Genomic DNA, 20,841 nt, shown 5'->3' with positions numbered 1-20,841 from the left:
TGATTCACCCTTCAACACTAGACTGGACCACTGGAGCATTCATCACCGGTGGAGGTAGACGTGGCAGAAGAAGTCCAGGCAGCAGGAAACCCCGCGGTTTACCGCAACGGCCAGGAAATTGAATGCTGGCTGACGGACATGGACGGCGTCCTGGTCCACGAGAACCAGCCTATTCCGGGCGCTGCCGAGTTGATCCAGCGCTGGGTGGATACATCCAAGCGGTTCCTGGTGCTGACCAACAATTCGATCTTCACCCCGCGCGACCTCGCTGCCCGCCTGCGCTCCTCCGGTTTGGAGATCCCGGAGGAAAATATCTGGACCTCGGCGCTGGCCACGGCCCAGTTCCTGAAGGACCAGGTGCGCGGCTCGGAATCCGGAAATCGCGCCTACACCATCGGCGAGGCGGGTCTGACGACGGCGCTGCACGAGGCGGGCTTCATCCTCACCGACCAGGATCCGGACTTCGTAGTGCTCGGCGAGACGCGGACGTACTCCTTCGAGGCCATCACCATGGCCATCCGGCTGATCCTGGGCGGGGCGCGGTTCATCGCCACCAACCCGGATGCCACCGGCCCGTCCAAGGACGGCCCCATGCCCGCTACCGGCGCCATTGCCGCCCTGATCACCAAGGCCACCGGCCGCGAGCCGTACATTGTGGGCAAGCCGAACCCCATGATGTTCCGTTCTGCCATGAACCAGATCGACGCGCACTCCGAAACCACCGCCATGATCGGTGACCGGATGGACACGGACATCATCGCCGGCATGGAGGCGGGCCTGCACACGGTGCTGGTGCTCAGCGGCATCACGCACAAGGACGATATTGCGGCCTACCCGTTCCGGCCCAACCAGGTGCTGAACTCCGTGGCGGACCTGAAGAACCAGATCTAGAAGATACTCACCCGGGAGCCGCCCCGGGGCAAGGGGAAGTATTCATCCAGCAGCTCCGTCAGGAGGGGCCGGTAGATTTGCGGGTTCCAGCCGGGGCTGGCGTGGGCCGGCGCGGCCCCGATGGTTTGCAGGCCGCTGGAGACCATGTTGTCCTTGAACGCCACGGCCCAGGTCTCCGAGGCCGTTTCGTAGTCGACGGTCTGGTCCTTCGGGTTGCCGACATAGGCCATCTTGGCCGTTCCAAGCTGGCCCGCGAACTGGCTGCCCTCGAAGTGGTAGATGTACGCCGACTCGGTCTGGATGAGCACACTGGAGGGGGCGATCGGCGAAAGCTGTTCGAGCGTCTGGTCCAGGATCTGGCGCCAGCTCCGTTCGTCCTTGTGGATGATCCGCTCCCCCAGTTCGTAGCCGCCGCGGAGGGTGGACGGGAACCTGAAGCCGCGCTCGTACAGGAACACCACGCCGTCGAACCAGCTCTGGTCCAGGACGTCATGCGCACTGTAGGGGCTTGAGTCCAGCAGGATGAACTGCACCTGGATGCCTGCCACGGCAAGGAGCCGGGCGGCCACCTGGGTGGCCAGCATGCCGCCGAAGCTGTGCCCGTAGAAGAACAGTTTGGTGATTTTCTCCACCGCGACGTACTCGGAGATCGCGCGGACCACGTCAGTGACATCCAGGCCCAGGTTGGAATACCCGACGGCGGCGAGCCGGGCGCGCTTGTTCAGCGAGCCGCGGAGGGTGTTGAGGATCCACTGGGCCTCTTCCCAGCTGGTTTTGTACCCGGGGAAGAGGAACCAGCAGGCGTCCGGGTAGTAGGCATCGGCGAAATCATCCGCAACAGGCAGGATCTTTGTGGTTTGGCGCTGCGATTGCACTTCACGGGTCAGCAGCATGTCCGCAGCGAGCAACCCGGAGGCCCCGGCACCGGCGAGGAACGTCCGGCGGGAAAAGCGCTTAAGGGCAGCCGCCTCCGCCAGCAGCCGGGCCTGGGGGACCCCGCGCCGGTGTTGCGGACCTGTCTCCCCCTCATACGGCACACCCCTACCGTAAGCACACCTGAAGTAAACGCCGCAAGGACCGGTATGTAACCATTCCGCGACGCGGCGGTCAGCTGGCCGCCTGGCCCTCCGTGGCGGGGAACGGAGCCTGGGGTTTTTGCTGCCGGCGGGCGATTTCCAGGCCGATGTCGTTGTAGCGGCCCAGCAGGTCCGCGCCGTCGAACGCCTGCGGGTTATCCAGCAGGGCGAAGACGGAATCGCTGGCGTGGAGCAGTTCTTCGTCCGAGTACTCCGTCAGCGGGCGGCCGTAGAGTACTTCGAAGAAAATCACCGGCAACTGAGGGAGTCCCTCGGCAAAATCACCGCCGCCGGTGAACAACTCCGTGACATCGTCGTCCATGAGGAGCGGTTGGGTGGTCGACGGGCCGTCGGCATTGCGGTCGTAACTGGCGGTGACAAGCTGGAGGGTCACCCCGGCGGAGGGAAGGCCCGGCAGGGAGTTGGTGTCCATGGCGTTCAGGTCGGCGCGCAACCCGGCGAGCGCCGATGATTCGATGAGGGCAGCCTGCGAAAGATCAACACAAATGCGGCAACGCAGGCCCATCCGCCGGACGCGTCGAATGATGTGGACGAGTTCCGCACGGGTGTCGTGGCGAAGGGTTCCCCGGACTTCAATCCGGACGATGTCAGCTGAGACATCGAGGTCAACTAGTGCGTCAAGCGCGCGGTCCATAGGTACTCCAAAAGAGGTTCTATGGCCGACGGCTCAACCTCCGCAAGCGTAACCTCCAGCGGGAGCCCCGCACAAGCCGTCCCTCAGGCGCTCTGGCCCGGCCTGACGCTTCCCGGCTCCTGGTAGTGGGTGTGCGCGCCTGCCCCGCCGACGGAATCCACCAGCGACCTGGCGATGTCGCGCAGCTTGGTGTTGCTGTTGCTGGACGCCTCCGTGAGGATTTCGACGGCGGCCGCCTGGCTGCAGCGGTTTTGCGCCATGACAATGCCAATGGCGATGTCGATGATGGTCCGCGATTCCAGGGTCGCGCGGAGATTTGAGGCGCTGTCCGCATGCAGTGAGAACCTGACCGCGAGGCGCAGTGCCTGCGAAATCTCCCTGGTGAAGTCCCGCGCACGGGCAGCCGCCCCGCCATCGAACTTGTGCGGGACGTCGGAATAGAGGTTCAAGGCAGCCTTGGCCTCGCCCTGCAGGTTGAAGGGCAGGGAAAGCACCGAACGCAGCCCGTGGGACGCAACAGCGTTGGCGTAGTCCGGCCCCCACCTGTCCTCCTCGAAAAGGTCCGGAACATAGACCTCACGTTCGTCCTTTGCCGCGGTAAGGCACGGCCCTTGGGACAGGGAGTACTGGATTTCATCCACTTCCCGGGCCGAGTCACTGCTCCAGCCGATCGTGGCTGCCTTCCGGTCACGGAGCAGTGTGATTCCGCACAGGGCGTCGTCGCCGTCGCCTGCCATCTGGTGCGCGGAAAACCGCGCAAGCTCGTTGAGGAAGTCCTCAAAGTCAGCGCTGTCCAGAATCAGGTTCTGGACCTTGTCGGTAGCGCTCAAAGGTTGTTCTTGGGTGGGCAAGTGTAGGGTCTCCAAGCAACTGAAGGGTGATAAGGCAAATATTAGGTCACCCGCTGGCCCTGACCAAGTGCGGACCCCAGTCCGAACCGACGCAATTCTTCGGAGCCGAAGGCGGTCAGTCGGACGGAGCGCGGGTGTGAGCCACGGATCAACCAGCCCCGGTCCAGCGCGCCTGCTGCGAACAGTTCGGCAAAAAGTCCGGCCGCGTGGTCTACCCGTTCGGTCCAGTCCAGGCATGGCCGTGCCAGCGCACGGGTGGGGTTCTCCGGTAACGGCATCCCAACGTCGCGGGCCCAGGTCCGGCCGTTGCCAGTAACCGTCCAGTCGGATGAGAGGAGCCCTTTGTCCAGCCAGGTCCGGGTCACTGCAACTCCGAGGGCCCCGGCCAGGTGGCGGTAACAGGTCCGGCCCTGTTGCAGTTCATGGTTATGTTTCTGAGCCCGGAAGGACCGGGGCACCACGGGTTCTGCATGCGGGCTCAGCCGGACCAGCGCCTCCACCGCGTCGGCCACGTTCCGGTTCTTCAGCCTCACATACCTGTGCCGCCCCTGGCGGACGTCCTCGACCAACCCCGCGTCAGTGAGTTTGTTAAGGTGCACCGTGGCGGTCCCGCGGGTGATGCCGGCGCTCTCCGCCAGTTCCGCCGCGGTCCATGCCCGCGCGTCCATGAGGGAGATCAGCATCCTGGCCCTCGACTCCTCAGCCATGGCCCGTGCCGTCAAAGCCAAGTCATCTGCCCAGAGCGGTGCCATGCTCCAATAGTTCCACGGAGATGGTTTGACCGGCACCAAACTGTTGAGGGGCGACTATTGGGGCATGTTCACCGCCATCACCCCGGGCGCCCACTACTTTGGCTCCCTCGTTGTCCTTTTGACCACCGCGAACCCCGATGGCAGCACGAACATCACACCCATATCCTCTGCATGGTCCCTGGGGGACCACTACGTCCTGGGGCTCGGCACCGCCAACCAGGGCCACGCGAATTTGATGCGGAGCCGCGAAGTTGTACTCAACCTTCCGGAGGCGCGCCTGGCCGGGAAAATAGAGCAGATTGCCATGACTACTGGAATGGACCCGGTACCGCCCCAGAAGAAGCGGCTGTACCGGTACGTACCCGACAAATGGGCCCTTACCGGCTGGACGAGCCTTCCGAGCATGGAAGTTTCGCCGCTCCGGATCGCCGAATGCCCCGTCCACATTGAGGCAACGCTGGAAAACAGTCTGGCCCTGGACACGGATATGGAGGCCATGCACGTCCGGGTGCGCAAAGTCCACGTCAGGGAGGACCTTGCCCTCGACGCACGACATGTGGACGTCAGCGCATGGCAACCGCTGTTCTATACGTTCCGCCACTATTTCGGGCAGGGCCACCACTGTGGATCCAACACCAGGGCGGAGCAGCGGCTGCCGGAGCCGGCCGGACGTCCAGGGCAGCGCCCTGCGGCCGCCCTTACCGGGTACTAGGCAAGGCCAAGCTCGTCCTTGCCAAACGCGAACAGGTAGGGAACACCCGTTTCAGCCTCGATCTTCTCCTTGGCGCCGGTGTCGCGGTCAACGATCACGGCAACGGCCACAACGTTCCCCCCAGCCTTCCGCACGCCTTCCACTGCCGTCAGCGCCGACCCTCCGGTGGTGGACGTATCCTCCAGGACCAGCACCTTCCGACCTTCGACGGACGGGCCCTCCACCTGGCGGCCCATGCCGTAAGACTTCTGGGCTTTGCGGACCACGAAAGCGTCAACGGACCGGCCTGCGTCAACCGCGGCGTGCATCACCGCGGTACCGACCGGGTCTGCGCCCATGGTGAGCCCGCCTGCGCACTCAAAGTCGATCCCGGCGTCGTCAGCCAGGGCCAACATCACCTGGCCCACCAGCTTGGAGGCTTCGTGGTGCAGGGTGATCCTGCGCAGGTCGATGTAGTAGTCGGCCTCGGCCCCGCTGGAAAGGATCACCTTGCCGCGGACTACCGCGAGTTCCTTGATCAGTTCGAGCAGTCGGGCGCGGGCAGCGGCAGCGTCAGGCGCAGCGTGAGTGGGCGAAGTCATGGGCTCCAGTTTAGTGGGTGAGCGGGCGGGCAAAGCCTGGCGCGTGCTCCGGAAGCGGACCGAAAGCGATGACCCGGGGCAGGATCCGCCTCAAGACCGGGTTGTGCCTGATAGCGAACAGCAGCGCCTGGCGGAGCCTGGACGTGTTTCCGGCTGCATCGGCTGAAGGAAATTTCCCGGCGAACAACGGAACGAACACGGCCCGGTGCATGATCCGCTGCACGGTTTGCACCACCACGGTGGGCATCCAGCGGCGGCGCTGGACCGCAGCAAGGGTGGCGGTGCGCACCTGTCCGCGACGCAGGTCCGGCGCCAGCCGCTTCGCCGCTGCCACCGCGTCCTGGATGGCCAGGTTGATTCCTACGCCCCCGGCCGGGGACATGGCATGCGCGGCGTCTCCAATGCACAGGAAACCGCCGGCATACCACCGGCGCAGGCGGTTCAGCCTGACATCGAGCCAGTGCAGGTCTTCCACACTGCTGATCGAACCGACGGTGTCCGCCAGGTCGGGTCGGAGTGCGGCCACCCGTCGGCGGAACCGTTCCACACCTTCGGCCCGGATCCTGGCGTCCGCGCCCTTCGGGGCGAGGTAGCCCATCTGGTAATAGTCAGTGCGGTTCAGTGCAATCATCGCTTCCCGGTCACCTATGGCCGGGACCACCCCGGCCGCCCCAGTCCTTCCTGGCGTCCGGCGCGGAAGTTTGAACCACCACACATCAAACGGCACCGGATACTCCTTCGGGGACAACCCCGCGGCCCGGCGCAGCACCGACTGCCGGCCATCAGCCGCCACCACCACGTCGGCGTGAAGCACCTGCTCCCCGCCGGCCGCGGTATCGCCGGCGGACCGGTAGCGCACCCCGGTGACGCGTCCGCCGTCGTCGAACTCCAATCCTGTGGCTTCGCATTCCATCAGGAGGGTGAATCTCGGTTCAGCCTTGGCGGCGGATGCAAGGAAATCCAGGAAGTCCCACTGCGGCATCATGGCCACATAGTTGTACGGGGGTTTCAAGGAGTCGAAGTCAGCCAGGGTAACCAGGCCGGCGCCCGGCACCGGGAATGCCACATTTTGCAGGCGGCTCTGCGGCAGGGCACGGAATCCGGGGCCAAGGCCCAGCTCGTCCATCAGCCGGATCGTGGAAGCATGCACCGTGTCGCCGCGGAAATCCCGCAGGAAGTCGCCGTGTTTTTCCAGGACAACCACGTCCACCCCGGCCCTGGCCAGCAACAGGCCGAGCATCATTCCCGCCGGGCCACCGCCTACCACTGCACACCCCGTCCGTTCCATGCAGTTACGCTACGCCGGGCGCCGCGCGTCCGGAACAGTTGAGGGTTGTTGACAGCGCTGGCTAGGCTGGACCACATGCGCGAACTCCAGGCCAAGATCATTGAAGAAATGGGCGTTCTGCCCCGGATCGACCCCGCAGGGGAGGTGCGCAAGCGCGTCACATTCCTGAAGGAATACCTGAAGGCAACGCATACCAAGGGCTTCGTCCTGGGCATTTCCGGCGGGCTGGATTCCTCCTTGGCCGGGCGCCTTGCGCAGCTGGCGGTGGAGGAACTCCAGGCCGAGGGCGTGGAAGCGAACTTCGTGGCTGTACGGCTGCCGTACGGCGTGCAGCATGATGAGGATGACGCGCAGGCAGCCCTGGACTTCATCAAGGCCAAGACCGAGTGGACCTTCAACATCTCACCAGCGGTTGACGGTTTCGAGGACGAGTTCGAAAAAACGGTGGGCTCGGAGATTTCCGATTTCCACAAGGGCAACACGAAGGCCCGCACCCGCATGATCGCCCAGTACGCACTGGCTGGGGAATTCAACTACCTGGTGATCGGCACAGACCACGGCGCCGAATCCGTGACCGGCTTCTTCACCAAGTACGGCGACGGCGGCGCGGACATCCTGCCCCTGTTCGGCCTCAACAAGCGGCAGAACAGGGCCCTGCTGGCCGAGCTGGGAGCGCCGGCCCGCATCTGGGAGAAGGTGCCCACCGCCGACCTCCTCGATGACCGTCCTGGCCGTACTGACGAAGACGAACTCGGCATCAGCTACGACCAGATCGACGACTACCTCGAAGGCCGCGACGTTCCGGAAACAGTGGCCGAATCGATCGAACAGAAGTTCCTCCGCACCCGGCACAAGCGCACGGTTCCGGTGACCATCTTTGACACCTGGTGGAAGGACCAGGGCCCGGAGGAGCCCCGCGCCGGACTCTAGCGGGTACGCCGCCTGTCCGCGCCGCCCAGCTGCTGCGTAATCCGGTGCGCCTCCGCCATCAGCAGGCCACCAAGTTCCTCCTGCCGTTCGGGTTTGAAGCGCGGCTCGATGCCGGTCAACGACAAAGCCCAGGCCGGCTTGCCGGATCGGTCGAACACCGCCGCACCCATCCCCCAGCTTCCCTCCAGGACCAGCCCGGGGTTTACCGAGTAGCCGGCCAGCCGCGTGCGGGCAAGGTTTTTCCGGACCAAGGCGGCGGTGTGGTTTGCCGCGAATGCCCCCGCGTGGTCAGTCCACCGGTCCAGCAGTTCCTCCTGCTCGCTTTCCGGCAGGAAGGCCAGGATGGCCGTGCCGGCCGACGCAACACCCAGCGGGAACCGCACGCCCTCGTGCAGGACGAAGGAACGCACGGGGAAACTTCCTTCCTCGCGCAGCAGGCAGACCGTCTCAGCGCCACGCCGGATCGAAAAGAAGGCGCTCTCCCCCGTGGCCTCGGCAAGACGTCGAAGGCTGGGGCGGGCAATGTCTTCCATCGGAAAGCGTGCCGCGGCCACGGACCCCATGAGCAGCACCTCCGGGCCGAGCACCCAGTTGCCGGTGGTGGGATCGTGGTCCAGCAGGCCTTCAGCGGCAAGGGAGGAAAGGAGTCGGTGGACCGTGGGGCGGGTGAGTCCTGATTCGCGCACCAGCCCGGCCAGCGGCATGCCCTCCGCGCTTCGACCTACCAGCCGCAGCAGCCCGGCAATCCGCGTCACCACCTGGGCGCCCTGCACCGGCGTCATGGCCACAAACCTCCTAATGTCCACAATATGGATACGTTCGAGCATATCGTCCACACTGTAATTCCCTGGCATTGTGTCCTTGACAGGTTCAATGAGCCGCCCGTAGTCTCCGGAAGCAGATCCTGCGTCCACTAAGTGGACGTTTACTGCTCTCAACGAGGAGACGTCATGAACAAACTCCAGCCTTCTGCCATCGCAGCCCTGGCGGGCGCGCTGCGGGACGGGATGACCCTCGCCGTGGGCGGCTTTGGCCTCAGCGGCATCCCCGCTGACCTGATCGAAGCCGTGCGCGGCTCCGGCGTCAAGGACCTCACCGTCGTCTCGAACAACATGGGCGTGGACGGCAAGGGCCTGGGCATCCTGATCGAAGCCGGCCAGGTCCGCAAGGTCATCGCCTCCTACGTTGGCGAGAACAAGCTCTTCGCGGAGCAGTACCTCGCAGGGAAACTCGAGGTTGAGTTCACCCCGCAGGGAACACTGGCGGAACGCCTCCGCGCCGCCGGCGCCGGCATTCCGGCGTTCTACACCAAAACAGGTGTGGGCACCCTGGTGGCCGAGGGCAAGCCGCATGAGGTGTTCGACGGCGAGACTTTCGTCCAGGAGCGCGCCATCAAGGCCGACGTCGCACTGGTCCACGCGCACACCGCGGACACGGACGGCAACCTCACCTACCGTTTCACTGCCCGGAACTTCAACCCGGTGGTGGCCACCGCAGCGGTCCTCACCATCGCCGAAGCGGAAGTCATCGTCTCCCCCGGCGAACTGGATCCGAACCACATCGTCACCCCCGGGGTCTTTGTCCAGCGGTTGGTCCAGGCCACGGCCCGGGTAAAGGACATCGAGCAGCGGACGGTACGCCAGCGCACTGTGGCTGCCGGCGCCGAAGCGCTGGCCGTCTGAGCCGGGGCCGGGAACTCAAGGGAGAGCACCACCTTATGACCACCACGCAACCCGATGACCTCGATATCCGCCAGAAAGGCCTGGCCCGGATGGCGGAGAGGCTGGCCGGATGGACACAGAAATGGTTCCCTGACGCGTACATCTTCGCCCTGGCAGGGGTGCTGCTCGTCGCCGTCGCAGCGTTGGCGGCAGGCGCTTCGCCCAAAGCCGTGGTGGATTCCTTCGGCAACGGATTCTGGGACCTCACCGCTTTCACCCTTCAGATGTCAATGGTTGTCCTGACCGGATACGTCGTGGCAACCTCGCCCCCGGTGGCCCGGCTGATTGAACGCCTGGCCCAGGTTCCCGGCTCCGCGCGGACCGCCGTCAGCTTTGTTGCCGTGATGTCCATGTCGGTGTCGTTCGTGAACTGGGGTTTGAGCCTGATCTTCGGCGGCCTCCTGGCGCGTGCCGTGGCCCGCCGGGGGGATCTGCACGTCGACTACCGGGCCCTCGGCGCGGCGGCGTTCATGGGGCTGGGCGCAGTCTGGGCGCTGGGGATGTCCTCCTCCGCGGCCCAGCTCCAGGCAACCAAGGCTTCCATTCCGCCGGCGCTCCTGAAGATCACCGGCGTCCTGGACTTCGGCACCACCATCTTCACCTGGCAGTCCCTGCTGACCCTGGTCATCCTGATGCTGCTGACCACCGTCATTGCCCACTTCTCCGCCCCCACGGGCGGCGCCGTCAAAACCGCGGCCGACCTCGGCGTCGACCTTGATGACCAGCCCGAACCGCCGGCCGAAAAGTCGCGCCCCGGCGAGTGGCTCGAATACAGCAGGGTCCTGCCCATCCTGGCGGGGGTGCTCACCCTCGGCTGGCTGGTGTCCCAGCTCCTGACCCTGCCCATCCTGAGCGTGGTCAGTTCACTGAACGGCTACCTGCTGGTCTTCCTGATGCTGGGGCTTGTGCTGCACGGAACCCCGCGCAAATTCCTCCAGTCCGTGACCAAGGCCGTGCCCGCAACCGCAGGCATTTTGGTCCAGTTCCCGCTCTATGCGGCGATGGCGGCCATCCTCACCAAGGCGACGGGCGCGGGCGGCCTCTCGGTGTCCGAGCATCTGGCCCATTTCTTCACCAGCATCGGCGGCAACGGGGCGTTCGCGGTCATCATCGCCCTTTACACGGCCTTCCTGGGGATGTTCGTCCCTTCCGGCGGAGGCAAGTGGCTGGTCGAGGCACCCTACGTCATGCAATCCGCGACGGACGTAAACATGAACCTTGGCTGGACCGTGCAGATCTACAACATGGCCGAGGCCCTGCCCAACCTCATCAACCCGTTCTTCATGCTGCCGCTGCTGGCCGTCTTGGGCCTGCGCGCCCGGGACCTGGTGGGCTTCACGTTCCAGCAGTTCCTGTTCCACCTGCCGGTTGTGCTGCTGTTGGCCTGGCTGCTGGGAATGACATTCGAATTCGTGCCGCCGGTAATACCCAACTGACTACAGACACCCGAATACTGCGAGAAGGAAAAAGGAGTTTCGCCATGGCCTGGACCAGGGATGAGATGGCTGCGATTGCGGCCGGGGAACTGAATGACGGCGACTACGTCAACCTGGGGATCGGCATCCCCACACTGGTGGCCAACAACCTGCCCGAGGGCGTGCGGGTGGTGCTGCAGAGCGAGAACGGGCTGCTGGGCATGGGGCCGTTCCCGCTCGAGGGCGAAGAGGACGCGGACCTGATCAACGCCGGCAAGCAGACCGTCACGGTGTTGCCCGGCGGCAGCATCTTCGATTCCGCCACTTCGTTCGGCATGATCCGCGGGGGCCATGTCAAGGTGGCGATCCTGGGCGCCATGCAGGTCTCCGGCGATGGTGACCTGGCCAACTGGACCATCCCGGGCAAGATGGTCAAAGGCATGGGCGGCGCCATGGACCTGGTGGCCGGAACACCGCGCGTGGTGGTCCTGACCGAACACAACGCCAAGGACGGCAGCGCCAAGATCGTCAGCCAATGCACCCTCCCGCTGACGGGGCTCAGCTGCGTGGACCGGATCATCAGCGACCTCGCCGTGTTTGACCTTTACAAAACGGACGACGGCGGACGGCAGCTCACGCTGACCCGGCTGGCGCCAGGCGTCACCGAAGAGGAGATCCGGGAAAAGACCGACGCCGGCTTCGATGTCCGGCTTGAGAACGAGGAAGTGGCAGCGTGAGCCTGAAAGACCAGTTCGGCAAGGATGTCCTGATCACCGGCTGGGGGCACAGCAGGTTTGGCAAGCTGGCGGACGAGACCCTCGAATCGCTGATTGTCCAGGTGGCCACGGACGCCATCAGCACCGCAGGCGTTGAACCGTCGCAGATCGACGAGGTCTACGTGGGCCAGTTCAACGCCGGCATGATGCCGCTGGCCTTCCCCTCGTCACTGGCCCTGCAGGTTTCCCCGGACCTGGCCAACGTCCCGGCCACCCGTGTGGAGAACGCGTGCGCTTCCGGCTCGGCCGCCTTCCAGCAGGGCACCAAGTCGCTGCTGGCCGGTACCGCAAAAACGGTCCTGGTGATTGGCGCGGAAAAGATGACCCACGCCGGGGCAGACGTGGTGGGCGCCGCGCTTCTCGGGGCGGACTACGACATGGCCGGGAAACAGTCCACCACAGGTTTCACCGGGCTCTTCGCCGAGGTGGCAAAACACTACGCCAAGCGCTACGACGCCGCCGGCAGCCTGGGAGACATACTGGGCAGCATCGCAGCGAAGAACCACCGCAACGGCGTGGACAACCCCTACGCCCAGCTCCGCAAGGACCTTGGCGAGGAGTTCTGCCGGACCGTCTCAGACAAGAACCCGATGGTGGCCGACCCGCTGCGCCGCACCGACTGCTCCCCCGTCTCGGACGGTGCAGCCGCCGTCGTGCTGTCTGTCTCCCCCACCGGCGGTGCCACGGCTCCGGTACGGCTTGCCGGCTTCGGCCAAGCCAACGACTTCTTCCCCACCGACCGCCGCGACCCCACGGCGTTCGAGGCCACCCGGGCCTCCTGGCAGCGCGCCCTGGCGATGGCCGGCGTCGGGCTCGAAGACCTGGACCTGGCCGAAGTCCATGACTGCTTCACCATCGCGGAACTGCTCATGTACGAAGCCATGGGCCTGACCGCCCCCGGCGAAGGCGCCCGGGCTCTTGAGGAAGGCTGGGTGTACAAGGACGGCAAGCTGCCGGTCAACGTCTCCGGCGGACTCAAGGCCAAGGGCCATCCGGTGGGCGCCACGGGAGTCTCGCAGCATGTGCTTGCTGCGATGCAGCTCACCGGGACCGCCGGCGATATGCAGCTGGCGGCCCCGCGCAGGGCTGCGGTGCAGAACATGGGCGGCGTCGGCATCGCCAACTACGTCAGCATCCTTGAGGCTGCCTGACATAGCGCACGGGGGCAGCCCCGTCCTGCTTACTTCGCGGCACCCGCAACAGCATCGGCGCCGGCGGTGGCACAAGCTTCATCCAGGGCGCCATCAGGTGCCCCGCCCACGCCGATGCCGGCAACAGAAACGCCATTGACCTTCAACGGGACACCGCCTGCCAGGAACAGCGTGCCCGGCAGGTCGGCGATCGAGGGACGATTGCCATTGACGCGCTTGGCGAGTTCGCTGGTGGGTGCACCGAAGGCTGCGGCCGTGTAGGCCTTCTGCTTGGCGGCCTCGATGGTGTGGGCGGCGGCGTTGTCCCCCCGGAGCACAGCCTGGACCGTGCCGAAGCGGTCAACGACGGCCACCGTGACGAAGGGCAGCTTGTCTGCCTGGCATTTGGCGAGCGCCGCAGTCACGGCCTGGGCCGACGCTCCGGCAGTGATCCGGTTCTGCTGCACCACTGTTTCCGGAGCCGGCCGGACATCAACGGCCGGTACGACGGCGGGAGCTTCCGCGCCGTTCGCCCGGCCGGTACCGGCGTTCGCGGCCACCGTCGCTCCGGCCGTGGCCAGGATCGCTGCGGCTGCTGCGGCGGTGAGTGCTTTGTGCGACGTCTTCATAATGCTTCCTTCGGTTGGGGTGCTGCTTCCGGGTTCCATCCTTCCGGCCGCGTCCTGGGGCGGCATCGGTTGATGGGCTGTTCCTGGCTACCCCGAAAGGCCGGCCATATCAGCCAAAAGGCTGAGGGCAGCCAGGGCAGGGACGCCTAGCATGGAGTGCAGAGCCACCCATCAGAACCGGATCCCGCATGCCCACCAGAGATGCCCTACCAGCCACAGGTCCGGCGGCCGGCGCCGCCCAGGGTCCCGACGCCCGCCGGTCGCTTCGTGCGCCGGCGGCGAACGGCCGCCTGGGCGGGATCGAGGCCGCGGTCCATCTTGGCTTCGCGGTGCTCCTGGTGGCCTCCGTGGTGCGGTACGTTCTGCGGCACTCACCGGCCGACAACATGCTGGTGCTGGGACTCGCTGCCGCCGCCAGCCTGCTGTACGCCGTCGTAGCCCTGCTGTCGGCTCGGGACCGGCACAGCGTCGCCTGGGTGGTGGCGCTGGTTGGCGTGTGGGCGGTCCTTGTGGTGGCGGCGCCAAGCTTCGCGTGGTGTTCCTTTGCCCTGTTCTTCCTGTGCAGGAGTGCTTTGCGGGGCGCTGCCGCCTACATCCTGGCGGCCGTCATCACCCTGGCAACAGCCGCCGGCCTGTTCCGGCTCGGTAACGGCACCGACATCGCCATGCTGCTGGGTCCACTGGCTGTCGGGACCATGCTGACGCTCATCTATGACAGGATCCAGAACGACGCCGCGGAGCAGCGCCGCCTGAACGCGCAGGTTTCCCTGGCCCAAGGGCAGCTCGCGGCCAGTGAGCGCCGGGCCGGCACCATCGCCGAACGGGACCGGGTATCCCGGGAAATCCACGACACCGTCACCCAAGGGCTCGCCAGCAGCCTGCTCCTGCTCGAAGCAGCGGGCCGCGGGTGGCCGGATGCGACAGCCCGGGACGGTCTGCGCCAGGCCACCGACCTGCTCCGCGCGAACCTGGCGGACACCCGGAGCCTGGTCCACGAGCTCGCCTCCCCCGGGTTGGAATCGACGCCGTTGCCGGACTCGCTGCTGCTTGCCGCCCGGCGGTACATGCCGGCGGCCACCCTGGCGGTGACGGGCGAACCGGGCCCCGTTCCCCCGGAGGTGCGGCACGCCCTGCTGCGGGTTGTGCAGAGTGCCTCCTCCAACATCGCGCTGCATGCTTCGGCTTCGATGGCCGCGCTGACGTTGGGTTTCCTGCAGGACACCGTCACCTTGGACATTTACGACGACGGTGCGGGCTTTGACCCGGCGGCGGCAGCCCCGCCGTCGGCCTCGGGTGGGTACGGCCTGCGGGCAATGCGGCAACGGGTGGAGCAGCTGGGCGGGACCTTCTCGGTGCAGAGCACCCCGGGCGAGGGCACCATCGTGGCCGCGCAACTTCCTTTGGAGGGGCCCTAGATGGGCGGCATTACGGTCCTTCTGGTGGACGACCACCTGGTGGTTCGCAGCGGCCTGCGTGCGTTGCTTGCGACCCAGCCTGATATGGATGTCGTCGCGGAGGCATCGTCGGGTGCAGAGGCGTTGCAGCTGGTCCGTTCGCACGCCCCGGCGGTGGTGGTGATGGACCTTGCCATGGGCCCGGGCATGGATGGTATTGAAGCCATCAGGCAGATTCGAAACCTCGGCACCGGACAAGCGGTCCTGGTTTTCACCACGTACGACTCCGACGCGGATATTGTCCGCGCTGTTGATTCCGGGGCCATGGGCTACCTGTTGAAAGATGCGGCACCGGAGGAGATCTTCGCCGCCATCCGGGGCGCGGTGCAGGGCAGGAGCGTGATGAGCCCGCCGGTGGCCTCCAGGTTGTTCCAGCAGATGCGCAACCCCGACGAGGTCCTCACTCCCCGCGAGGCGGAGCTGCTCAGCCTGCTCACTGAGGGCCTCAGCAACCGCGAGCTCGGCCGGCGGCTGTTCATTTCCGAAGCCACGGTGAAAACCCACCTGGCACACATCTATGCCAAGCTCGGAGTGGATACCCGGGCGGCCGCTATTGCCACCGCCATCCGCCGCGAAGGCATGCGTTAACCGCACATTATGGCCGCTACCCTTGCACCCGGGGCCCGCGCCCCGTACGTTGGGGACTGTGGGGGACTAACTCCCGCGCACCCCGGGACGGTTCCGGGGAGAGAATCAGAGTCACATGAAGGAATGCAGCCATGGCAACAGGCACAGTTAAATGGTTCAACGCCGAAAAGGGTTTTGGCTTCATTGCCCCCGATGACGGGTCCGCTGACGTATTCGCCCACTACTCGGCAATCGCCACCAGCGGCTACCGCTCACTGGACGAAAACCAGAAGGTCGAATTCGATGTGACCCAGGGCCCCAAGGGTCCGCAGGCAGAGAACATCCGCCCGCTCTAAGTCTTCGGCGGCTCCGGCAACTGCCGGGCCCCCCGTACAGCGGCCCCTCCAACGAACGTTGGAGGGGCCGCTGTTTTTTGCCGGCGCTGTTTCGTCGGCGCTTGTTTTCGCCGGCCTTTGTTTTCGTCGGCGCTTGTTTTCGCCGGCGCTGTGTTTCACGGCATTGCGGGTTGGGGATAATTGATCCATGACCGGAAAGGACCAGGACCAGGATCCGTGGGTCGAGTTCGACGCACTCGGGCCCGCCGCACCCGACCGCGTCCCGGGCCAGCCCGGGGGCGAACCCCACGGCTTCGGATTCCGCACCGGCGTACGCAGCGCCCGGGTCGCCGTCGGCTTTGCCGTCTACGCCCTGGCCCTGGGCACCCTCCTGGCCCTGACGGGTTGCATCGTGTTCATCGCCCGGCAGCAGTGGCTGCTGGTGGGGCTCATGCTGATGTTCGAGTCCATCTTTGTCTTTGCCTTCACGCGGCTCGTCGCCCAGGCGCGGCACCGGACACCGCGAAACGGTCAGGCCAAGTAAGCCGACAAGCACCCTTGACCTTGACGCAGCGTCAACCCCTAGGCTCAAGGGCATGGAAGAAATCCGTGGCAACGGCTTGAGGGATTGGCCCATCCAGGATGTGGCCAGGATGGCCGGCACGACCAGCCGCACGCTCAGGCATTACGACGACATCGGGCTCTTGAAGCCCAGCCGGGTGGGCGGGAACGGCTACCGCTATTACGACGGTGCCGCCCTCCTTCAGCTGCAGCGGATCCTTTTGCTGCGGGAGCTGGGCCTGGGGCTGCAGGCCATCGCCGAAGTCTTCCAGCGCCAGGCCGACCCCGTCGCGGCGCTCTCCCGCCACCTTGAGTGGCTGGCGCAGGAGCAACAACGGCTGGCCCGGCAGGCGCAGTCCGTGCAGCAAACCATCGAAACAGTGAAGGCAGGAGGCCAACTGATGGCTGAGAACATGTTTGACGGCTTCGACCATACCCAGTACCGGGAGGAGGTCGAGGAACGCTGGGGCAAGGACGCCTACGCCGCATCTGATGCGTGGTGGCGGGGGATGGACGCCGCGGAAAAGCGGGCGTGGAAGTCCAGGGTGGAGGAGCTGGGCAGGGACTGGAACGCGGCCGGCGCTTCAGGGGTGACGGCGGATGGACCGGAGGCCCAGGACCTGGCACGCAGGCACGTGGCCTGGCTCCAGTCCATTCCCGGAACTCCCGCTGCGGCCGCCGGCGGCGACATCAAGGGATATGTCACCGGACTCGCTGACATGTATGTTGCGGATCCGCGTTTTGCCGCCAACTACGGGGGCATGGACGGGGCCGCCTTCGTGCGGAGCGCCCTGCGCATTTTTGCGGAGAAGCACCTCTGAGGGCACCTGTCAGCGGTTGGCGTTGACCCGCCTGGCCCTCTTGACCCGCCGGACGATGAGCAGGACCACGGCCACGGCGAGCGCAGCGTAGACAGCGTAGTTCAGGACGTGTGAATACTTCTCGATGAGCTGGTACTGGGTGCCCAGCAGGTAGCCGAGGCCAATGAGGGCTCCATTCCACAGCCCGCTGCCGGCGAGGGTGAAGAGGCTGAAGGTGGCCGGTGGCATCGCCGCGGCCCCGGCCGGCAGCGAGATCAGGCTGCGGATGCCTGGGAGGAGGCGGCCGAAGAAAATGGACGATCTTCCGTGGCGGCGGAACCAGGCCGCTGCCTGTTCAAAGTCCTCCCGGTCCACCAAGGGCAGTTTGGACAGCCAGCGGATTGAACGTTCCAGGCCCAGTTTTGCGCCGAGCCAATAGAGCAGCAGGGCACCCAGGTAGGCGCCCAGGGTGCTGGTGGCGAAGACAAGGAGCAGGTTGAGGGAACCTTGCTTGGCAAGGTAGCCCGCCAGGGGAAGGATCACCTCGCTGGGGATGGGAGGCACCACCGTCTCCGCGAGCGTGAAGGCACCCACGCCCCACTCGCCCAGGGTGTCGATAGCCCTCGCCGCGAAGCCCACGATGCCCGTGAGTCCGTGGTGGGGCTGGCTGCACCGGTCATGGTTGTCCACATACGTCTGTCCCCGTTCGCTGGCATGGCCGTCCGTTACCCGTCATGTCCACAATACGGGCCGCGGAATTCGTCGAGCCCCAAGGTCCCCGGAAGCGCGTCCCGGGGTCACCGGTGCTTGAACTGCGGCTCACGCTTTTCTGCGAACGCCGCCATCCCTTCCTTTTGGTCCTCGGTGGCGAACAGCGAGTGGAAGAGCCTCCGTTCAAACAGGACCCCTTGGGCCAGCCCGGTTTCGAAGGCTGCATTCACGGCTTCCTTTGCCGCCATGGCAGCGGGCTTCGACTTGGCGGCGATCAGCCCGGCTGCCTTGAGGGCCTCGGACACCACTTCCTCCGCCGGTACGACCCGGGAGACAAGTCCGCACCGGTCCGCTTCCTCGGCACCGATGAACCTGCCGGTGAGGATCAGGTCCATGGCCTTGGCCTTGCCGATCGCGCGGGTGAGCCGTTGCGAACCCCCCATCCCGGGAAGTACGGCAAGGTTGATTTCCGGCTGGCCGAACTTGGCGTTGTCCCCCGCAATAATGAGGTCGCACATCATCGCGAGCTCGCAGCCGCCGCCCAGGGCAAACCCGGACACCGCCGCGATGGTGGGGATCCGCAGCCGGGTGAAGTCCTCCCAGCCGCGGAACCAGTCCGCGGTGTACATGTCCATGTAGCCCTGATCAGCCATTTCCTTGATGTCGGCGCCCGCCGCGAACGCCTTGGCCGAGCCGGTGATCACCACGGCGCCTACGTTCGGATCGGAGTCCATCGCGGTCACGGCGGCGACCAGTTCCTCCATGGTGGCCTTGTTGAGCGCATTCAACGCCGATGGCCGGTTGAGGGTCACCAGCCCAACCCTGCCTTGTTGCTCCACCAGGATGTTGGCGTATTCAGTCATTCGGGGCTCCCGTCGTCGTGTGCTGCCGTGGTCCGGCTCCGGCCCGTTGCGTCCGTTCCTGTTGCCGCCGCCGTGGTGTCCGCGGCAGCCGGTTCCGCGCTGCCGCGGATATCAGTAATGATGGCGGAGAAGTCGCGGCCGGCGCCGCCCTCCGCGGCAAACGTATCGTAGATGCGGGCGGCGAGCGCCCCCATATGTCCTGCCACTCCCGTGCTGTTGAGGGCATTGACCGCCAGATTGAGGTCCTTGGCCATCAGCGCCGCCGCAAAACCCGGCTGGTAGTCCCTGTTGGCCGGACTGGCGGGGACGGGTCCCGGTACCGGGCAGTTGGTGGTGAGCGCCCAGCATTGGCCCGAGGCCGCGGAGGCGACGTCGAACAGGGCCTGGTGGCTCAGGCCCAGCTTTTCGCCGAGGACAAACGCCTCGCTGACCGCGATCATGGAAACGCCCAGGATGAGGTTGTTGCAGATCTTGGCAGCCTGGCCCGCACCGTGGCCGCCGCAATGGACCACGCGTTTGCCCATCACCTCCAGGAGCGGCCGCACCGACTCGAAGTCCTGCGCTTCGCCGCCGGCCATGAATGTCAACGTCGCTGCTTCGGCGCCCACCACGCCGCCCGAAACGGGCGCGTCGACCGAACGGTGGCCTGCTTCAGCGGCCAGGCGCGCGGCCTCCCGTGCCTCATCGACGTTGATGGTGGAGCAGTCAAGGAACATGGTGCCCGGCGGAGCCGCAGCCAGCAATCCGGGTTGTCCGGCGTTGCCGCGGTAGGCGTCCAGGACGTGTCCACCGCTGGGGAACATGGTCAGCACGACGTCGGCCTCCGCTACGGCGCCAGCCGCGCTGGCCGCGACCGGCACACCATGTTCCCGTGCCGCTTGGACGGCGGCAGGCACCACATCGAAAGCAACCACCGCATAGCCGGCCCGGACCAAGTTCACGGCCATGGGACCGCCCATGTGCCCCAGGCCGAGGAAAGCCACGGTTCCCGTCTCAGGCATGGTCCGCCTCCTCGGGTGCCCGTTCCGGGTGCAGGTCCAACTCCCGGCCCTCCAGCGGTTCGAAGAACCTGTCCACCTGTCCTGGAAGCACGTCAGCCAGTGTTGCCGGTTTCCACTGCGGATTCCTGTCCTTGTCCACAACTTGGGCGCGGATGCCTTCGCGGAAGTCGGGACCGGCCAGGAACCGGATTCCGGCACGGTACTCCTGGGCAAGCGCTTCATCCAGGGTCAGTCCAGCGGCCCGGCGCAGCGACGCCAGGGTGACCTTGACAGAGGTGGGTGACTTGGCTTCGATCGTGTCGGCGGCCTCCACCGCAGCCTCCCTCCCGGGCCCCGCCCACTCCCGGAGGCGCCGGACGATCCCGGCTGCGTCATCCGAGGCGTAGCAGGCGTCGATCCAGTCACGGTGCCCGGCGAGCAGCGAGTCCGGGGCCGGCTGGGTATACCGTTCGACGACGTCTTCCGCGTCATGGTCCACAAGGGCGGCCGCCAGGTCCGTCAGCGATCCTGACGGTACGTAGTGGTCCGCAAGGCCAAGGAACACCGCGTCGCCGGCGCCAAGATGCGCGCCGGTCAGGGCAGCGTGCGTTCCGGCCTCGCCGGGTGCGTGCGAGAGCAGGTAGGTGCCACCAACGTCCGGGGCGAATCCGATGGTGGTTTCCGGCATGCCCGTCCTGGTCCGCTCCGTGACCACCCGGACGCTCCCGTGCGCGGAGATCCCCACCCCGCCGCCGAGGACCAGGCCATCCATGAGGGCCACGTACGGCTTGGGATACCGGGCGATCAGGGAGTTCAGCCGGTATTCTGCCTGCCAGAAACCTGCCGTCCGGTGTCCGCCGTGCAACATGTCCTCGTAGATGGCCACAATGTCGCCGCCGGCGCAGAGGCCGCGTTCCCCGGCGCCCTGCACCAGGACGGTGGCGACGTCATCGTCCCCGGCCCACGCGGTGAGCTGCCGGAGCATCAGGTCCACCATTCCGGCGGTGAGTGCGTTCACGGCTTTAGGCCTGTTGAGCGTGACCAGGCCCAGCCGGCCGCGGCGCTCAAACAGTACTTCCGGGTGCCCGTTGCCGGCGGCACCATCCATTCCCTTGGCTGCGGTCATCGGCTGGCTGCTCCTTCGCATGGTGGCCGGACGAGTG

Annotated in this window: 24 protein-coding genes; 12 read left to right on the top strand and 12 right to left on the bottom strand. The window is 66.1% G+C overall.

The window, feature by feature from the left end:
* The first annotated feature begins 48 nt into the window (after window positions 1-48).
* Window positions 49-891, top strand: a complete 843-nt coding sequence (locus DC347_RS13795; RefSeq protein ID WP_109045857.1) for an HAD-IIA family hydrolase — start codon at window positions 49-51, stop codon at window positions 889-891.
* Here DC347_RS13795 and DC347_RS13790 read toward each other — a convergent pair.
* From DC347_RS13790 to DC347_RS13775, 4 genes are all read right to left on the bottom strand, one after another.
* On the bottom strand, window positions 888-1,928 hold the full coding sequence (locus DC347_RS13790; RefSeq protein ID WP_109045856.1) for an alpha/beta fold hydrolase: 1,041 nt from the start codon (window positions 1,926-1,928) through the stop codon (window positions 888-890). The two genes, DC347_RS13795 and DC347_RS13790, sit on opposite strands and share 4 nt — an antisense overlap.
* 70 nt (window positions 1,929-1,998) lie before the next feature.
* The gene (locus DC347_RS13785; RefSeq protein WP_018763124.1) at window positions 1,999-2,622 is read right to left on the bottom strand and encodes a hypothetical protein; all 624 of its coding nucleotides are present in this window, start codon (window positions 2,620-2,622) and stop codon (window positions 1,999-2,001) included.
* Between the two features lie 83 nt (window positions 2,623-2,705).
* Complete coding sequence (locus DC347_RS13780) at window positions 2,706-3,452, bottom strand: GAF and ANTAR domain-containing protein (RefSeq protein ID WP_018763123.1); 747 nt, start codon at window positions 3,450-3,452, stop codon at window positions 2,706-2,708.
* 62 nt (window positions 3,453-3,514) lie between these two features.
* On the bottom strand, window positions 3,515-4,225 hold the full coding sequence (locus DC347_RS13775) for a helix-turn-helix transcriptional regulator (RefSeq protein WP_109045855.1): 711 nt from the start codon (window positions 4,223-4,225) through the stop codon (window positions 3,515-3,517).
* 25 nt (window positions 4,226-4,250) lie between these two features.
* On the opposite strand from DC347_RS13775, the gene DC347_RS13770 reads away from it, so the two are divergent.
* Complete coding sequence (locus tag DC347_RS13770) at window positions 4,251-4,937, top strand: flavin reductase family protein (RefSeq protein ID WP_206073942.1); 687 nt, start codon at window positions 4,251-4,253, stop codon at window positions 4,935-4,937.
* On the opposite strand, the gene pyrE is transcribed toward DC347_RS13770, so the two are convergent.
* Window positions 4,934-5,518 (bottom strand): orotate phosphoribosyltransferase, encoded by a 585-nt coding sequence (gene pyrE, locus DC347_RS13765; RefSeq protein WP_018763120.1) that lies wholly within the window; start codon window positions 5,516-5,518, stop codon window positions 4,934-4,936. The genes DC347_RS13770 and pyrE overlap by 4 nt on opposite strands.
* Before the next feature lie 10 nt (window positions 5,519-5,528).
* The gene (locus DC347_RS13760; RefSeq protein WP_109045854.1) at window positions 5,529-6,806 is read right to left on the bottom strand and encodes an FAD-dependent oxidoreductase; all 1,278 of its coding nucleotides are present in this window, start codon (window positions 6,804-6,806) and stop codon (window positions 5,529-5,531) included.
* Window positions 6,807-6,881: 75 nt separating this feature from the next.
* Between DC347_RS13760 and nadE the strand changes: the two genes are divergently transcribed.
* Window positions 6,882-7,736 carry an ammonia-dependent NAD(+) synthetase gene (gene nadE / locus DC347_RS13755; protein WP_109045853.1) on the top strand — a complete coding sequence of 285 codons (855 nt, stop codon included), beginning with the start codon at window positions 6,882-6,884 and terminating at the stop codon, window positions 7,734-7,736.
* Here nadE and DC347_RS13750 read toward each other — a convergent pair.
* On the bottom strand, window positions 7,733-8,524 hold the full coding sequence (locus tag DC347_RS13750) for an IclR family transcriptional regulator (RefSeq protein WP_206073941.1): 792 nt from the start codon (window positions 8,522-8,524) through the stop codon (window positions 7,733-7,735). The genes nadE and DC347_RS13750 overlap by 4 nt on opposite strands.
* A gap of 162 nt (window positions 8,525-8,686) precedes the next feature.
* Between DC347_RS13750 and DC347_RS13745 the strand changes: the two genes are divergently transcribed.
* From DC347_RS13745 to DC347_RS13730, 4 genes are read left to right on the top strand one after another with little or no spacing between them, the layout of a single operon-like run.
* Window positions 8,687-9,418 (top strand): CoA transferase subunit A, encoded by a 732-nt coding sequence (locus DC347_RS13745; protein ID WP_109045852.1) that lies wholly within the window; start codon window positions 8,687-8,689, stop codon window positions 9,416-9,418.
* A gap of 35 nt (window positions 9,419-9,453) precedes the next feature.
* Complete coding sequence (locus tag DC347_RS13740; RefSeq protein WP_109045851.1) at window positions 9,454-10,893, top strand: short-chain fatty acid transporter; 1,440 nt, start codon at window positions 9,454-9,456, stop codon at window positions 10,891-10,893.
* A gap of 44 nt (window positions 10,894-10,937) precedes the next feature.
* Complete coding sequence (locus DC347_RS13735) at window positions 10,938-11,609, top strand: CoA transferase subunit B (protein ID WP_109045850.1); 672 nt, start codon at window positions 10,938-10,940, stop codon at window positions 11,607-11,609.
* Window positions 11,606-12,799 (top strand): acetyl-CoA acetyltransferase, encoded by a 1,194-nt coding sequence (locus tag DC347_RS13730; RefSeq protein WP_109045849.1) that lies wholly within the window; start codon window positions 11,606-11,608, stop codon window positions 12,797-12,799. The genes DC347_RS13735 and DC347_RS13730 overlap by 4 nt, the downstream gene beginning before the upstream one ends.
* A 29-nt stretch (window positions 12,800-12,828) precedes the next feature.
* On the opposite strand, the gene DC347_RS13725 is transcribed toward DC347_RS13730, so the two are convergent.
* Window positions 12,829-13,407, bottom strand: a complete 579-nt coding sequence (locus tag DC347_RS13725; protein ID WP_109045921.1) for a heme-binding protein — start codon at window positions 13,405-13,407, stop codon at window positions 12,829-12,831.
* 188 nt (window positions 13,408-13,595) lie between these two features.
* On the opposite strand from DC347_RS13725, the gene DC347_RS13720 reads away from it, so the two are divergent.
* From DC347_RS13720 to DC347_RS13700, 5 genes are all read left to right on the top strand, one after another.
* Window positions 13,596-14,822 carry a sensor histidine kinase gene (locus DC347_RS13720; protein WP_206073940.1) on the top strand — a complete coding sequence of 409 codons (1,227 nt, stop codon included), beginning with the start codon at window positions 13,596-13,598 and terminating at the stop codon, window positions 14,820-14,822.
* Window positions 14,823-15,449, top strand: a complete 627-nt coding sequence (locus DC347_RS13715) for a response regulator transcription factor (protein WP_109045848.1) — start codon at window positions 14,823-14,825, stop codon at window positions 15,447-15,449.
* 131 nt (window positions 15,450-15,580) lie between these two features.
* A complete protein-coding gene (locus DC347_RS13710; RefSeq protein WP_009357211.1) occupies window positions 15,581-15,784 on the top strand; it encodes a cold-shock protein in 204 nt (67 codons plus the stop codon).
* A 187-nt stretch (window positions 15,785-15,971) separates the two neighbouring features.
* Window positions 15,972-16,307, top strand: coding sequence for a hypothetical protein (locus DC347_RS13705; protein WP_018763109.1), 336 nt, complete (start codon window positions 15,972-15,974; stop codon window positions 16,305-16,307).
* Between the two features lie 52 nt (window positions 16,308-16,359).
* A complete protein-coding gene (locus DC347_RS13700; protein WP_109045847.1) occupies window positions 16,360-17,145 on the top strand; it encodes a MerR family transcriptional regulator in 786 nt (261 codons plus the stop codon).
* Between the two features lie 9 nt (window positions 17,146-17,154).
* Here the strand turns inward: DC347_RS13700 and DC347_RS13695 are convergent, their stop codons facing one another.
* The 4 genes from DC347_RS13695 to DC347_RS13680 form a co-directional block, all read right to left on the bottom strand.
* Window positions 17,155-17,814, bottom strand: coding sequence for a DedA family protein (locus tag DC347_RS13695; protein WP_109045846.1), 660 nt, complete (start codon window positions 17,812-17,814; stop codon window positions 17,155-17,157).
* Between the two features lie 107 nt (window positions 17,815-17,921).
* Window positions 17,922-18,698, bottom strand: coding sequence for an enoyl-CoA hydratase (locus tag DC347_RS13690; RefSeq protein ID WP_109045845.1), 777 nt, complete (start codon window positions 18,696-18,698; stop codon window positions 17,922-17,924).
* A complete protein-coding gene (gene mmsB / locus DC347_RS13685) occupies window positions 18,695-19,699 on the bottom strand; it encodes a 3-hydroxyisobutyrate dehydrogenase (protein ID WP_109045844.1) in 1,005 nt (334 codons plus the stop codon). Before mmsB ends, DC347_RS13690 begins: the two co-directional genes overlap by 4 nt.
* Window positions 19,692-20,804 (bottom strand): enoyl-CoA hydratase/isomerase family protein, encoded by a 1,113-nt coding sequence (locus DC347_RS13680; protein WP_018763104.1) that lies wholly within the window; start codon window positions 20,802-20,804, stop codon window positions 19,692-19,694. Before DC347_RS13680 ends, mmsB begins: the two co-directional genes overlap by 8 nt.
* Window positions 20,805-20,841: the final 37 nt, after the last annotated feature.

The organism is Pseudarthrobacter sp. AG30, from assembly GCF_003116525.1.
Taxonomy (GTDB): domain Bacteria; phylum Actinomycetota; class Actinomycetes; order Actinomycetales; family Micrococcaceae; genus Arthrobacter.
Note: the sequence above shows the minus strand (reverse complement) of the source record. Positions and strands in the feature narration are given on the sequence as shown.

Excerpts from the sequence above, each read along its gene's own strand:
- DC347_RS13785 (WP_018763124.1), bottom strand. The coding sequence starts at position 2,622 with ATGGACCGCGCGCTTGACGCACTAGTTGACCTCGATGTCTCAGCTGAC.
- DC347_RS13775 (WP_109045855.1), bottom strand. The coding sequence starts at position 4,225 with ATGGCACCGCTCTGGGCAGATGACTTGGCTTTGACGGCACGGGCCATG.
- pyrE (WP_018763120.1), bottom strand. The coding sequence starts at position 5,518 with ATGACTTCGCCCACTCACGCTGCGCCTGACGCTGCCGCTGCCCGCGCC.
- DC347_RS13760 (WP_109045854.1), bottom strand. The coding sequence starts at position 6,806 with ATGGAACGGACGGGGTGTGCAGTGGTAGGCGGTGGCCCGGCGGGAATG.
- nadE (WP_109045853.1), top strand. The coding sequence starts at position 6,882 with ATGCGCGAACTCCAGGCCAAGATCATTGAAGAAATGGGCGTTCTGCCC.
- DC347_RS13745 (WP_109045852.1), top strand. The coding sequence starts at position 8,687 with ATGAACAAACTCCAGCCTTCTGCCATCGCAGCCCTGGCGGGCGCGCTG.
- DC347_RS13740 (WP_109045851.1), top strand. The coding sequence starts at position 9,454 with ATGACCACCACGCAACCCGATGACCTCGATATCCGCCAGAAAGGCCTG.
- DC347_RS13735 (WP_109045850.1), top strand. The coding sequence starts at position 10,938 with ATGGCCTGGACCAGGGATGAGATGGCTGCGATTGCGGCCGGGGAACTG.
- DC347_RS13725 (WP_109045921.1), bottom strand. The coding sequence starts at position 13,407 with ATGAAGACGTCGCACAAAGCACTCACCGCCGCAGCAGCCGCAGCGATC.
- DC347_RS13720 (WP_206073940.1), top strand. The coding sequence starts at position 13,596 with ATGCCCACCAGAGATGCCCTACCAGCCACAGGTCCGGCGGCCGGCGCC.
- DC347_RS13715 (WP_109045848.1), top strand. The coding sequence starts at position 14,823 with ATGGGCGGCATTACGGTCCTTCTGGTGGACGACCACCTGGTGGTTCGC.
- DC347_RS13710 (WP_009357211.1), top strand. The coding sequence starts at position 15,581 with ATGGCAACAGGCACAGTTAAATGGTTCAACGCCGAAAAGGGTTTTGGC.
- DC347_RS13705 (WP_018763109.1), top strand. The coding sequence starts at position 15,972 with ATGACCGGAAAGGACCAGGACCAGGATCCGTGGGTCGAGTTCGACGCA.
- DC347_RS13700 (WP_109045847.1), top strand. The coding sequence starts at position 16,360 with ATGGAAGAAATCCGTGGCAACGGCTTGAGGGATTGGCCCATCCAGGAT.
- DC347_RS13690 (WP_109045845.1), bottom strand. The coding sequence starts at position 18,698 with ATGACTGAATACGCCAACATCCTGGTGGAGCAACAAGGCAGGGTTGGG.
- mmsB (WP_109045844.1), bottom strand. The coding sequence starts at position 19,699 with ATGCCTGAGACGGGAACCGTGGCTTTCCTCGGCCTGGGGCACATGGGC.
- DC347_RS13680 (WP_018763104.1), bottom strand. The coding sequence starts at position 20,804 with ATGACCGCAGCCAAGGGAATGGATGGTGCCGCCGGCAACGGGCACCCG.